Here is a 13,522-nt window from a genome sequence, read left to right on the forward strand (position 1 = left end):
ACGCCTCGCTATACCCGGCAGCTCGACGTCGAGCGCCACAGGCTCCCCAGTCCGTCGAGGTGGTCCCGGGTGGCGGGCAACTGGGCCCCCAGTGACTCGTGCAGACGAAGGTAAAGCGGCGTCAGCAGCGGATTGCGTTCGCGCTCGGCGCATTCGTTGTCGATGTAGTAGGCACGCCGGGTACCGCAGTAGTGGATGGTGTCGCTCACCGGCTGGAAACGAAAGCCGGACAGGGTCAACAGCCGCGCCAGGGGAGGCTCCATCAGGGCGTAGAGGTGTCGCCGTGTGGTCAGGCCGGCAAGGGCGTGGGCGCTCAAGAACAGGCCGGTGACGATCAACGGAAATGCCTGGCGTTCCTCCGGAGGAAACTGTACCGGCAGCGTTTCTTCGCCCTTGCTTGGGGCCCGGAAAAGCCGCGAGATCGCCAGGCGAGAAATTTCGGCGATCTGGCGCCCGTCGTGCTGTCGCGGATGTAGCGAAGGCGCCGTGAAGACGCTGCGGGTGGCGTTCATCACCGGCAGGTCATCCGGACGATCGACGGGGGGAAATACCAGTCGCACGCAGCCCGCCGCGAGACCGCTTGAGCGATGTTCGACCAGGCAGTGGATGGCCTGTTCATCGAAGTCATCATGCTCCTGTTGCTTGTCACTGTCGCCTGGCAGAGCGTAGTGAAGCTCACGTAGAAAGACGTCATGGCGCAGCGAATAGACCCGCTCCCTGTCCGCGACCGTCTTTACCAGGATCACCCGGAACTGGTCGGCGAACTGCTCCAGCAGGCGCTGTTGCCGCGATGGCCTCTCGGTGTCTGCTGCTGGCATGGGAAATCACCTCCGTGTTGTTATAGCCGGGCCGTAAAGGCCCGGCGGGCGTCCGGCTCCCTGCTCCGGTACACCCTGTCTATGATAATACCCATTCAATATGCACTAGTTTACCGAATCGATGTCGATCACCGGATCGAAGGCGAAGACCTCTTTGAAGGGCACGGGACGGCCAAGGTGATACCCCTGGCCATAGGTGATGTTGTAGGACGACAGCAGCGGAACCAGCGCCTCCTGGTCGACGAACTCCGCCACGGCCTGTTTGCCGAAGCCGGTGGCGATGTCCGACACCGCCTTGACGATGACACGGCTGTCGGGATTGGTCGCCAGGCTGCGGATGAAGGAGCCATCGATCTTGATATAGTCCACCGGCAACTGGCCCAGATAGTGGAAACTCGAGAAACCGACGCCGAAGTCATCCAGCGCGGTCCGACAGCCTAGATCACGCACGCTCTGCAGCACCCCGCGGGCGGTGGAGAAGTCGGTGACGGCGGCGGTCTCGGTGACTTCCAGCACCAGATGATGGGGATCGGCCTGACTGACCGTCAGCAGGTTGGCCAGGTACTGCTTCAGCCCTTCGTCGTGGAGCGACTGTCCCGACAGGTTGACCGCCAGGCTGATGCCCTCGAGCCTCGCCAGGGCATGCACGCAGTGATGCAGCACCCAGCGATCGATCGCCACGATCTGGCCTGAATGTTCGGCCACTGGGATGAAGCGTGCCGGTGATATCAGGCTGCCATCGTCGTCGCGCATGCGCAGCAGCACCTCGTAGTGGCGGATCGAGCGATCCTCCAGCCGCACGATGGGCTGCACCATCAGCACGAAGTCACCCTCCACCAGGGCTCGGCGAATACGGTCGACCCAGTAGACACGCTCGTTGAGCTCATCCCGGGCATTTTCCAGAGTGGCCAGCAGGTGCCAGCGTTGCAGGTTGCTGGCCTTGGCCTTGTACATGGCTACGTCTGCGCTGGCCATCAGGTCGGCGGGGGTGGCGCCTTCGGTGGGGAAGGGGACGATGCCGATGCTCGCGGTGACCCGGTGGCGACGTCCTTCGGCGACGAACCCGAGGCTCTCGAACAACTGGTTGAGGTGCTGGGCGACGCGGATCGCGTGGTCGTCGTCGACCCCAGGCAGCAGCAGGGCGAATTCGTCGCCGCCGAGGCGCGAGATGACCCCTCGGTGGGCGTACTCCTGCTGCAGCAGGCGGGCCACGGTATGCAGCATGCGATCCCCGGCATGATGGCCGCTGAGCTCGTTGACCTCCTTGAACTGGTCAAGGTCCAGCAGCATGACCACGCCCTGCTCGTCTCGGGCCAGGGCCTTGCGCAGCGACTCCAGGAAGAAGCGACGATTGTAGAGCTCGGTCAGCGGATCGCGCTCGGCGAGCCAGGTCAGTCTGGCCTCGGCGGCTTTGCGCTCGGTGATATCAAGTCCCACCGATATGCGTGCCAGGGAGGCTTTGGCACCGCTCTTCAGCGGGCTGTGGTACCAGATGATGGTGCGTGGCTCCCCATCGGGAAGGGTCAGGGTGCGTTCTTCCTGATGCAAGGGCTGGCTGGGCTCGCTGTCCCCCGGGCCTGCGCCGAAGATGTCGTCGAAACGACGCCCCAGCAGTTCCTGGGAGGGGCAGCCGAGCTGGTCCTTGAGGTAGTCGTTGACCATGTCGATGCGCCCCTCTTCGTCCAGCGTGAGGATATGCACCTGGGCGGTATCGATCAGATTGCTGACAAAGTCCCGCTCCCTGGCCAATTCATCGATACGACGTGCCAGCTCATCCCCCCGCTGAGCCACCTGGCGCTGCAGGCGCTCGAGCTTGTCGGCCAGGGTCAGGGTGCTGGATTCCAGCACGTCGATCTCGTCCGGCAGGCGACGTGGCGCCAGCGGCAAGGCTTCGCGCGCCTGGGAAAAGCCACCACTGGCCAGCGGCGGCAGCACCGAGGCCACCCGGCGCAGTCGAGCCATGGGACGCAGCAGGATCGCCAGCAGCAGGAGTTCGGCAGACAGCCAGCCGAACAGACTGGCCATCATCTGGGTCCGGGTATCGAGCTGGATGGCATGGATCTGGGTGGTGATGTCCGAGATCAGCACGAAATAGGCGGGTGCACGAGCCCCGGAGGACGAGGTCAGCGGGACGGCGGAAAGCTCCAGATGACGTCCCTGCTGTTCGAGGCGCAGGGGTTCCTGCGCCAATGCCTCGAGGGAACCTTTTCGGCTTGCCTGGTGCAGCAGCGGCAGGCTCTGTGAGGCGTTGGTCACCGCCTGTACCCGTCCCTTCCAGCCGTCCAGTCGACGTGGTTCAAAGGCGGCTTCGGTGGCGCTGGTATCGACGCTGATCAGGGCGACCTCGCTGGTGGATATCTCGCGAGTCTGGCGGGCGACGTCCGCCAACGAGCGAGACAGCAGCAGGGTGCCTGCGCTGCCGCCGTCGGCCAGTATCGGGACCACGGCGTACTGGCGGCACTCGGGAGAGCACTCGAGCGGCGACAGGGGGAGCTCCCGGGACATGACGCTTTCCACCCAGCGCCGATAATGAGGCGGCGGCGACTGGCCTGGTTCGAGCCCCAGCGACATGACCGCACGGGTGCGATCATCGTAGACCAGCATCTGTTCGATACCCGCCTCCAGCTGGAGCGAGGGCCACAGTGAGGCCAACGCAGGGGACAGCGCCTCGGGCGGTGACGGCGGGGCCCCCTGCTCCAGCGCAGGGCCCAGGTCGGGCGAGGCCGCGATCAGTCCCGCCAGCTGCTGCAACCCTTTTTCCGAACGGCGGATGGCGAACTCGAGCTCACGCTGCTGGCGCTCGATCTGCTCCTGGCGCGTGGCGGTGAACTGACGTGTCAGGTTGGTGTGAGACAGGTAGGTGAACAGCACTGCCAACGCCACCAGCAAAAGGCTGGTGAGGGTGACCACTCGCCATGTGAGGCCCAGGCGAAGGCGCTCGGGGCGTGACGGGCTGGTAACCGGCATCAGAACCTCAACGAGAGCTGGAAGAGCCACATGTTCCAACGTCGCTCGGTGTCTTCAGGATCTGGATTATCCTGAACCGGCAGCCAGGCGGTCCCGTCCACATAGTGATATTCGCCCGCCAGCATGACCCGTGAATGGGGCTGCCACTGTAGACCGAAGGTCCAGTCATTGGCGTACTGGGAGTGGGCCGGACCACGGCCTTCGCGTTCGTAGTCGGTGCCGTTGCGGTCGTCGCGGTCGTTGACCAGGCTGTCGTAGCGGACCAGCCAGCGCCAGTCGTCGAGGAAGCGCCGGCGATATTGCACGTACCAGCTTTCACCCTGGTTCTCGTTGTCCTCGAAGGCGTCGAAGCCGGTGAGGCTGACGTCGCGCAGCGCGTACTCCGCGGTCAGGCTCCACAGCTCGGCGTTGTATTGAGCAGAGAAGATCCACGGCTGGAAATCGAGCTTGCCGTCTCCGGGAAAGGCACCGGGGGAATCGTAGTCGGCCTTGACCGAAGCCGCGCTGACGGCAAATACCATGCGACCGCCGTCGTGTTCGTAGCGCACCTGGCCTACCGCCGAGGTGTCGGCGTCGAAGGAGCCGGGTAACACATCGAGACCCAGCACCTCTTCCACATCGTCATCCACCTGGGCCTGGCCGACACCCAGCTGGGCATGGATCACGCCGTTGTCGATGCGCTCTTCGTGGTAGAGGCTGACGCCATCGGCAGACAGCCCCAGGGAACGGGTGCGGTCGAAATAGATCGACTGCGGCAGCAGAATGCTGGGGCGGGTAAAGGCCACATCCCGGGTCTGGTTGTAGAAGCCGAAGGGATTCTTGAAGCGCCCGACCTGAATGCCGAAGGTGCGATCGCGGTCGGACAGCATCTGCCAGTCGACGATACCGTAGTCGAGTTCCACCGAACCGTTGTCGACCTCGCCGGCGCGCCGGCTCAGGGCCTGGGCGGCCAGCAGCAGGTTCTCGGTGGGTCGGATGGAGGCGTTGATGCCGAGCTCCGTGTAGTCCCAGCTGCCGCCACTATCGCTGCTGTCGCCGAACATGTTGTTGTCGTCGGTGATCACCAGCGCCTGGCTCAGAAAACCGTGCACCTGGAAGGTGTCCAGGGGGGACGCCTGTGCGGTGGACACCAGCAGCAGCGGCACCAACAGCCCCAGGCGGCATCCCACCGACCTAATCCCTGGCAATGGCTTGGACGCGCTCATCCAGATACTCCCTTTCGATGTAGCCGATGGCTCCGGGGGTGGTGGCCACCGTGTCGATCATGTCTTGCTGACTGCGCACACGATGTGGCGCCTGCCCGGTACCCGAAAAGACGATGCGGTCCCAGGCCAGCTGCAACTGGTGAGGATAGACAGACAGCCATTCCTTGACGAAGGTGGCGTGGACGGGGTCGTCACTGGCCAGGACGTACACCTCCGCGCCTTGCCCGCTGGGCCAGGTGCGCAGGCGCATGGCAAAGATCGCCCGCAAGGTATCGCGGTCGAGCTCGTTCAGGGCAAGGCCAGGATGAGAAATGACCACCACCTCGTCTGCGGTCTTTCCCCACGCAGCCGTGCTGGCCAGCCCTCCGGAGATCAGGACCGTCCAGATGCAGAACAGGAGGCGAAGAGATAACCGACGCATCAACGCAGCCTCTCTGCAGCCTCGATGGAGGACAATCGCCACCTGGAGAGTGGCATCCACTGTGTCATAGTGCTCCGGATTCCCTGCATGGCTTCCTTGCGACGTCGCATTTCTTGGGCTTGGCCGCAGAAAAACGCTCTTTATAGGTAGATAGCCAGATGTCGTTACGCATCAAATGCGCCCAGCTTGTGCATTAACAAGCTTATCCTAAGGTGAGTCACTGTGGGGGAAAAGAGAGGTAATAAAGAGTTTATGCCACCAACGCAAGGCGATGTGGTGCTTGCGAAGGTGGCATGGCAGAGAGAGGGACGGCCGGGATTCAGCCCTGAATGGCGAAGCTGGCCTGGTTCAACCACAGGTGCGCCGCGACGCTGGCGGCATAGCCCAGCGCGATCACCGGGGCCCAGCGCAGGTGGCCCATGAAGGTGTAATAGCCGCGTGCCTGGCCCATCAGCGCGACGCCAGCGGCGGAACCGATCGACAGCAGGCTACCACCGACGCCAGCGGTCAGGGTGATCAACAGCCAGTGGCCGTGGGACATCTCTGGCTCCATGGTCAGTACCGCGAACATCACCGGAATGTTGTCGACCACCGCCGAAATGACACCGAGCGCGATATTGGCCCAGGTCGCGTCCCACTGGTTGTACATCACGTCAGACAGCAGTCCGAGATAGCCCATGAAGCCAAGACCGCCAACGCACATGACGACACCATAGAAGAACAGCAGGGTGTCCCACTCAGCCCGGGCGACCCGGTTGAACACATCGAAGGGGACCACGCTGCCGAGTTGCTCGAGCTTCTTCCAGTCGCCCTTCTGGGTATAGACGGTGCGCTTGCGGTCCAGCGACTTGGGCAGGCTCTTGCGCAGATAGAAGCCAAAGAACTGCAGATAGCCCAGTCCGGTCATCATGCCCAGCACCGGCGGCAGGTGCAGCAGGGTGTGGCAGGCAACGGCGGTGGCCACCGTGAGCAGGAACAGGACGATGATGCGGCGTGCCCCACGCTTGAGCTCCACCGTCTCCTCGAGGCTGTCCGGGGTGCGATTGTGGATGAAGAAGCTCATCACCACCGCCGGGACCACAAAGTTGATCAGCGAGGGAATCAGCAGTTCGAAGAACTCCTGAAATTCGATCAGGCCGGCCTGCCAGACCATCAGGGTGGTGATGTCGCCGAAGGGGCTGAAGGCGCCACCTGCGTTGGCTGCGACCACGATGTTGATACAGCAGAGATTGATGAAGCGCTTGTCACCTTCGGCCACCTTGGTCACCACCGCACACATCAGCAACGCCGTGGTCAGGTTGTCGGCGATCGGCGAGATGACGAAGGCAAGGCCGCCGGTGAGCCAGAACAGGGTGCGGTAGCTGAAGCCTTTCTGGACCATCCAGGAACGCAGGCCATCGAAGATCCGGCGCTCGTCCATGGCGTTGATGTAGGTCATCGCTACCAGCAGGAACAGCATCAGCTCGGAGAATTCCAGCAGCGTCATATGGAAGGCATGCTCGGCCTCATCCGGCATACCGGATTGCACGTAGGTCCAGCCGATCAGCGCCCAGATAAGGCCTGCCGCCACCAGCACGGGCTTGGACTTGCGCATGTGCAGCTTTTCTTCCGCCATCACCAGGGCGTAGGCCAGCACGAAGATGGCCACCGCCAGAAAGCCGGCGAAGGAGCCGGTGAGGTCGAGTTCTCCGGTCACCGCCTGGCTGGCTCCCGCCAGGGTGAGCCCCATCAGCAGCAGAGCGGCGAGGACGAGCCAGCGACCCGGTCGTCGTATCCTCTTGTTGTCATAATTATGCATGACGATGTCATCCTGAAAGTGAATGAGAAAGGGAGAAATCGACGTCGAGACTACCACAGCGTTTTGCACTGCAATATGCTGCCAAAGGCGCGCTGGAATGCACCTTTGGTAGGAGTAGTGAGGCCCTGTCCGGTTGTCGGGGCAAGAATCTGTGCTAGTTGATGCCGGCGGTGCTCATCTCGGCAGGTTCTGTGGCATCATGCTCGCCTGGAGAGCCTCCGGGAGCTCCATCTTCAGTTTCAGCCAGGCGCCTGTTCCATGTTTCTTGATGACTACCACTCCTGCGTCGATGATCGCATCGTGATTTCCGCTGACCAGGCGAGCCGCTTCGCCAAGTGCATAGCCGGCGACTTCAACCCCATTCACACACCGGGCGCACGGCGGTTCTGCGTACCGGGCGACCTGTTGTTCGCTCTGGTGCTGAAGCGTTTCGGACTGTCGCCGCACATGAACTTTCGCTTTCTCGCCATGGTGGGGGCGGATCGGGCGCTCAGTTTTCGCGAGGAAGGCGACCGAGTGATACGGGTGCTGGACGATGACGGCAAGTGCTATCTGGAGGTCGAACGGCGCGGAGAGGTGACCTTCGACGAGAGCGTCGTCGAAGCCTTCACGCGCTGCTACGTGGCGTTTTCGGGAAAGAACTTTCCTCACTACATGAAGCCGCTGATGGAAGACTGCGGTGTCATGTTCAATCCCAAGCGGCCGCTGGTGATCTACGACAGCATGGGCTTTTCGCTGACGCGACTGGATGCGCTGGCGCCAGCGTTACGGCTGCTGGATTCCCGCCTGGAGGTCATCGGCAAGCGCGGTGACGTGCACCTCGAGTTCGCCATCGACGCCGCTGGAGAAAGTATCGGTCATGGTGGCAAGAAGCTGGTGGTCAGTGGCCTGTGTCCCTATGACGCCGAGGCCATGGACGACATCGTCGACCAGTTCTACCAGTTGAAGCGGGATCACGCCGGCACTCCCTGCTGAGTCCGGGCCGGACCTGACGGCCGGCTGCTGGTATCGCCGGCGTCGGGAGCGACACTTTCTTCATGGGCAGGCAGGCACCTTTCGTACCAGCCAAGCCCTAGCCCAGCAGCCCCCTGACCAGCCCCAACGCCAGAAACGCCAGCACCAGTGCCCACACCGGCAGCCGCTTCAGCAGCACGAATCCTGCCACTACGATCGCCACGTCAAGGGTCGAGACGATGGCGCTTTGCCACACCGGATCGATGAAGGCGGCCCCCAGCAGCCCGACCACAGCGGCGTTGGCACCGCTCATGGCTGCCCTCAGGCGAGGGCGACGGCCGAGCCGTTGCCAGGCCGGTAACAGCCCGATCACCAGCAGGGCCCCGGGAAGGAAGATGGCGACCAGCGCCAGGGCGCCCGCCCACACGCCGCCGGCAACGCTGCCCAGATAGGCGGCGAAGGTGAACAGCGGTCCCGGAACAGCCTGGGCGGCGCCGTAGCCAGCCGTAAACTCCTGAATCGAGACCAGCCCGCGGCCGACCACCTCTGCGTCCAGCAGCGGCAACACCACATGGCCCCCGCCAAACACCAGTGCGCCGGCGCGATAGAAACCGTCGGCCAGCGTCGTCCAGGCGTTGGGCGAGAGCCAGTGCAGCAGGGGCAGCCCTCCCAGCAGCAGCGCGAACAGCACCAGGGCAACGGGACTCGCCCAGGACGCCAGCGATGGTGCCGGCACGCCAGCGTCGTCGTTCGACGTTGACGTCGCGCCTTCCAGCAGCAGGAGACCTGCCAGGGCTCCCAGCACGATGACCGCCACCTGGGCGCCGATGCCGCCGACGACCAGCATGATGGCAAGCGCCACCAGCGCCATCCCGGCACGGGGAAGATCCGGGCAGAGGCTGCGGGCCATGCCGGTCAGGGCCTGGGCGACGACCACCACGGCGACCAGCTTGAGCGAGTGGATCAGCGCTTCGCCAAGGGCGCCGTCCATGGCACCGGCACCGTAGGCGAAGGCCATCATCGCCAGTGCCGAGGGCAGGGTGAAGGCGAGCCAGGCCAGCAGGGCGCCGACCAGGCCGCCGCGGATCAGTCCGATGGCAAGCCCCACCTGGCTGCTGGCCGGGCCGGGAAGAAATTGGCACAGCGCCACCAGTTCGGCGTAGGCGGATTCGCTCAGCCAGGCCCGGCGCTTGACGAAGACCTGATGAAAGTACCCGAGATGAGCGACCGGACCGCCGAAGGACGTCAGTCCGAGGCCAAGGAAGGTCAGAAAGATATCCAGGTGGCGTCGCGGCTGTTGTCGGAGGGGTTGTTGCGATTGTTGAGGGCTGTGTTCCATGACGTCACCGCGAGAAGTGGCAGTCCAGTCTGGCACCTCGAGGTGACAGTGAAATGAAAAGAGATAACGGAAGGCAGGTGGCATGGACAGGGGGCGTCATGCCCCCTCTCTGTCTGTGCTCTGTCTCCACCCAATCTCCACTCTATCTCAACTCAACCTCCACTCTCGCCGACAGGCCCTTCGGCCAGGGCCCCATCCCGCCAGTGAGCCAGCGCAGGCACTTTTCAGGCAAGCCTTAGCGCAGGTAGAGGCGGCCCTGTTCATACAGACTGCGGCAGTCGCTGGCGTCGTGGAAACGATCGGCTTCGATATTGCCGCTGGCAACGCCGGGGCCGGCGAAGCGAGGATCATCGCACTCACCGTCGTGGCTCCACTGGCTGCCGTCGTCGCCCCACTCGATCTCGCCACCGACGTAGCTGCTCGATGCGCTGGCAGAGGCGCCGGCCGACGCTGCGCTGCTGGTGGACAGCGACTCGGATACCACCAGGGTCGCGGGTGCCAGCTGGCCGCTGCCATCGTAGCTGCCGACCCAGACGTTGTAGTTGCCGCTGGGGGGCGAGGTCAGTACCACCGCCGGATCGGTGCCGTCGGCGTCATCGCTGCAGTGCCAGATGCCGCTGGCGTCGTAGACCACCAGGGTGGTATCGCTGGCCGAGGTGGCGGCGATCTTCAGCGGATAGCTGCCGGCGGTGTAGTTGATGTCCACATCCGGAGCCTCGGCATTGACGAAGCCGGCGCAGTCGGCGCTGACCACACTGGCCCGGGTATTGCCGCCGGCCATCACGTCGAGGGTCTGGGGATCCGGCTGGAAGCCGGCGCTCAGGGTCAGGGTGGAATAGACCGGAGCGGCGGTCCAGTCGAGCTGCTGGGCCACGGCAGGCTTGCTGGTGGACATGCCGGCGCAGGCGGTGGTCAGCAGAGGAAGCGCCAGAATGAGGGAGGTACGTGCAAAGGGGGGCATCGGATGTCCTTGGATGAGCGTTGGATGGCGACGGGGCGAATGAGACACCAGGTCAGTCGAACGAGGGGGGCAGTCGAATGGACGGACGACATGACAAGAGCGACGCCCGAATTTCAGCGCACGCTCGGTCCTTAGCATAAAAAACCTGGATATCGGATGCCACTTAATAAGCACTCACTAGCTCTGGGCGATAGTGCTGTGCTGAATCGGCGCGTCAGGCTGAATCAGCAAAAAGTACGCTGAAAGTGTGTTCTACAGGCGTGGTACTGTGATTCATGGAAATTTGAGAGCAGGCGATGGCGTCGGGGGTTCTTCGTAATGGGCCCGCGCAGGGCACCCGGGAATCCGGTTCGGTCTTCGCCAGCACTCGACGAGACCGTCATCTTCCCGACACGCAGAGGATGCTGCCGATGGATACCCCCCGTACGGAGCGAATCTCGATCTACCCCTTGACCACCCGCGTAAGAGTGGACGTCGAAGGCCAGGTCCTGGCCGACACCCTGCACGCGCTGGAACTCACCGAACCGGGCTACCCGCCACGTCTCTACCTGCCTCGCAGCGACGTCGACATGAGCCGTCTGGTGGAAAGCGACACCCGCACCCACTGCCCGTTCAAGGGTGACGCTCGCTACTTCCATGTGGAGGTCAACGGCCGCCGTTACGAAGATTCGGTGTGGAGCTACGAACAACCCCTCGATGGCGTCCAGGCGATCCGCGCCCATCTGGTATTCGATCCCAGGGTGGCGACCGCCAGCGTCGAATCCTGAAGAGGGGCCGTTTGGCGATAGAGAGCCCTGTCAGGCAGGCGGTCAGGAGTTGGTCAGCATAGCGCCAGAGGCACTTCCTGGGCCTCGAAGGCCAGCAGCCATTGCTTGCGACCCATGCCACCTGACGATAGAGAGCCCTGTCAGGCTGCCAGGCGGTCAGGCGGTCAGGCGGTCAGGAACTGGTCAGCACAGCTCCAGCGGCACTTCCTGGGCCTCGAAGGCCAGCAGCCATTGCTTGCGCCCCATGCCACCTGCATAACCCGTAAGGCTGCCATCACTGCCGATGACCCGGTGGCAGGGCACCACGATGGCGATTGGATTGCGTCCGTTGGCCGCGCCCACCGCCCGGTGGGCTCCCTTGCGGCCGAGTCCTTCGGCGATCTGGGCGTAGCTTCGGGTCTCGCCGAAGGGGATCTCCGACAGCGCCTTCCACACCTGACGCTGGAAGTCGGTGCCCAGGGGATCCAGCGGCAGCGAGAAGCTCTGGCGTCGCCCCTGAAAGTAGTCATCAAGTTGTTCGCGGCAGGCGCGAGTGTGCTCCGAGGGGCGAGTCGTGATGGTCTCGGCCCGGCCGACGTCGATAAAGTCGAGTCGGGCGACGCCGCCAGCGGTAGCGGCGATGACGATGGCTCCCAGAGCGTCGATCTCGGGCGGATGGTAGACCTCGAGTCCAGCGAAGGCGTCGAGACAGGCGATGGGATCAAGGGTCGTTGTCATGGTCATGACTCCAGAGTTGCAGCAGCAGATAGCTGCGCCAGGGGCGGGCCTTGTCAATGTCGATGCCGATGTCGCTGTCGCCCCCAGCCAATGAAGGGGGGGACAGGACGCGTCGAATCACGGCGTCACCGGCGAGCCAGACATCGGGGTCGCTTTCGCCCCTTAGACGGGCGTAGCCGGCGGTCCAGGGGCCGATGCCGAGAATGTCCTCCCAGTGCGGAGGCTTGCGCTCGTCACCTGCCACCGCCTCGGCCAGGCGTCGAAGCGTCTGGCGTCGGCTGTCGGGCATGCCGAGAAAGGCAAGCGGCGAGCCTGCCAGCGACGCCGCGCTCGGAAAGTGGCAGCCACCGTCCGGGGTCCTCTCGCCGAGGGCATCGACCAGCGTATGGGTCAGGGCGCGCGCCTGGACGAGGCTGACCTGCTGGCCGAGTACGGCGCGAACGGCAGCCTCGAAGGGTGACCATAGCCCAGGCAGGCGCAGGCCTTCCACCAGCGGCAGAACGGGAGCCGCGTCGCGCAGGGTCGCGTCGATCAATGAGGGGGTAGCGTCCAGGTCGAGCATGCGCCGAATATTGGCGATGACGCCGGTCACCTGATTCAGATCGTCGATGACCAGTTCGACACGAAAGCCATGGCGTTCGGGCTGATGGAAGGCGGTGAAGTGCCCACGGGCGCTACGCCAGCGGAAACGTCGGCCGTAGTGATCGTCGCCGACCCACTCGAGACCGCGGATCGCTCGGCGGGCGAAGAAGTCGCGCAGCGTGGCGAAGGCGTAAGGGGGACGATAGCCGAGGGTCAGGCTCAGGCACTGGCCGAGCCCCTGCCCTGTGTCCTTGCGCGTGCTGGTGCTCGACACGCGCCGGCGGATATCACGGGGGCTGAGTCCGATGCGCTCGCGGAACACCTCGTTGAAGCGTCGTACGCTGCCGAAGCCGCTGGCCAGCGCGACCTCGCCGATGGTCAGGCTCGATTCATGCAGCAACTGTTTGGCGAACAGACAGCGACGATGCTGCGCATAGCCCGATGGCGAAATGCCCAGGTGGCGCTGAAGCAGCCCTCGTAGATGGCGAGCTCCGATACCGAGCCGTGCGGCCAGGGCCTCGACCGAGTCACCATCCAGCGCGCCCTGGTCGATCAGCGCAAGCGCTCGCTTGAGGGTGGTGTCACTACCTTGCCAGGCAGGCGAGCCCGGGGCGCTGTCGGGACGACAGCGCAGACACGGTCGGTAACCCGCCTGGAGCGCGCCCAGCGCACTTTCGTAGTAGCGCACGTTGTCTTCCCGCGGCAGTCGCGCCGGACAGATGGGCCGACAGAAGATACCGGTGGTCAGCACCGCCACGAAGAAGCGACCGTCGAAGCGTGGGTCCCGGCTGAGCCGGGCACGTCGCAGCGTCGCGAGGTCAAGCGTCATGGGGTGGGATGCGCGGGCGCCTGATGCGTGGCCCGGGGCGCCTGGCTGGCGGGTGGCGTTCAGGTTGGTGGACGGCGCAGGCATGTCCCTCTCCCAGACGGTATGCTTGAGGACAAGTCTATCGCGTCCTTGTCCCCACAATGGCGGAAATCGGCACTCACTGG

Annotated in this window: 11 protein-coding genes; 2 read left to right on the forward strand and 9 right to left on the reverse strand. The window is 64.1% G+C overall.

The window, feature by feature from the left end; translation table 11 throughout:
* Positions 1 to 8: 8 nt before the first annotated feature.
* From NKF27_RS03275 to nhaD, 5 genes are all read right to left on the reverse strand, one after another.
* Positions 9 to 818: a PEP-CTERM/exosortase system-associated acyltransferase gene (locus NKF27_RS03275; RefSeq protein WP_253555333.1), complete on the reverse strand. Its 810-nt coding sequence runs from the start codon at positions 816 to 818 to the stop codon at positions 9 to 11.
* 105 nt (positions 819 to 923) lie between these two features.
* Complete coding sequence (locus NKF27_RS03280) at positions 924 to 3,785, reverse strand: EAL domain-containing protein (RefSeq protein ID WP_253555335.1); 2,862 nt, start codon at positions 3,783 to 3,785, stop codon at positions 924 to 926.
* Positions 3,785 to 4,990 carry a hypothetical protein gene (locus tag NKF27_RS03285; protein ID WP_253029024.1) on the reverse strand — a complete coding sequence of 402 codons (1,206 nt, stop codon included), beginning with the start codon at positions 4,988 to 4,990 and terminating at the stop codon, positions 3,785 to 3,787. Before NKF27_RS03285 ends, NKF27_RS03280 begins: the two co-directional genes overlap by 1 nt.
* Entirely contained in the window at positions 4,959 to 5,471 is a 513-nt protein-coding gene (locus NKF27_RS03290; protein WP_231498441.1) for a substrate-binding domain-containing protein, read from the reverse strand. Before NKF27_RS03290 ends, NKF27_RS03285 begins: the two co-directional genes overlap by 32 nt.
* A gap of 259 nt (positions 5,472 to 5,730) precedes the next feature.
* Positions 5,731 to 7,209: a sodium:proton antiporter NhaD gene (nhaD, locus tag NKF27_RS03295; RefSeq protein ID WP_045991758.1), complete on the reverse strand. Its 1,479-nt coding sequence runs from the start codon at positions 7,207 to 7,209 to the stop codon at positions 5,731 to 5,733.
* A 258-nt stretch (positions 7,210 to 7,467) separates the two neighbouring features.
* On the opposite strand from nhaD, the gene NKF27_RS03300 reads away from it, so the two are divergent.
* Positions 7,468 to 8,184 carry a DUF3581 family protein gene (locus NKF27_RS03300; protein ID WP_045991757.1) on the forward strand — a complete coding sequence of 239 codons (717 nt, stop codon included), beginning with the start codon at positions 7,468 to 7,470 and terminating at the stop codon, positions 8,182 to 8,184.
* A 97-nt stretch (positions 8,185 to 8,281) separates the two neighbouring features.
* On the opposite strand, the gene chrA is transcribed toward NKF27_RS03300, so the two are convergent.
* Positions 8,282 to 9,502: a chromate efflux transporter gene (chrA, locus tag NKF27_RS03305; protein ID WP_253555336.1), complete on the reverse strand. Its 1,221-nt coding sequence runs from the start codon at positions 9,500 to 9,502 to the stop codon at positions 8,282 to 8,284.
* Positions 9,503 to 9,737: 235 nt separating this feature from the next.
* Positions 9,738 to 10,463 carry a hypothetical protein gene (locus NKF27_RS03310; RefSeq protein WP_253029022.1) on the reverse strand — a complete coding sequence of 242 codons (726 nt, stop codon included), beginning with the start codon at positions 10,461 to 10,463 and terminating at the stop codon, positions 9,738 to 9,740.
* A gap of 410 nt (positions 10,464 to 10,873) precedes the next feature.
* Between NKF27_RS03310 and NKF27_RS03315 the strand changes: the two genes are divergently transcribed.
* Positions 10,874 to 11,230 (forward strand): DUF427 domain-containing protein, encoded by a 357-nt coding sequence (locus NKF27_RS03315; RefSeq protein ID WP_045992174.1) that lies wholly within the window; start codon positions 10,874 to 10,876, stop codon positions 11,228 to 11,230.
* A 183-nt stretch (positions 11,231 to 11,413) separates the two neighbouring features.
* Here the strand turns inward: NKF27_RS03315 and NKF27_RS03320 are convergent, their stop codons facing one another.
* Together NKF27_RS03320 and NKF27_RS03325 are read right to left on the reverse strand one after the other, a co-directional pair.
* On the reverse strand, positions 11,414 to 11,947 hold the full coding sequence (locus NKF27_RS03320) for a methylated-DNA--[protein]-cysteine S-methyltransferase (RefSeq protein ID WP_253555337.1): 534 nt from the start codon (positions 11,945 to 11,947) through the stop codon (positions 11,414 to 11,416).
* Positions 11,931 to 13,442 carry a DNA-3-methyladenine glycosylase 2 family protein gene (locus NKF27_RS03325; protein ID WP_253555338.1) on the reverse strand — a complete coding sequence of 504 codons (1,512 nt, stop codon included), beginning with the start codon at positions 13,440 to 13,442 and terminating at the stop codon, positions 11,931 to 11,933. The genes NKF27_RS03320 and NKF27_RS03325 overlap by 17 nt, the downstream gene beginning before the upstream one ends.
* Positions 13,443 to 13,522 lie beyond the last annotated feature (80 nt).

The organism is Halomonas sp. DN3, from assembly GCF_024137905.1.
GTDB lineage: Bacteria > Pseudomonadota > Gammaproteobacteria > Pseudomonadales > Halomonadaceae > Halomonas > Halomonas litopenaei.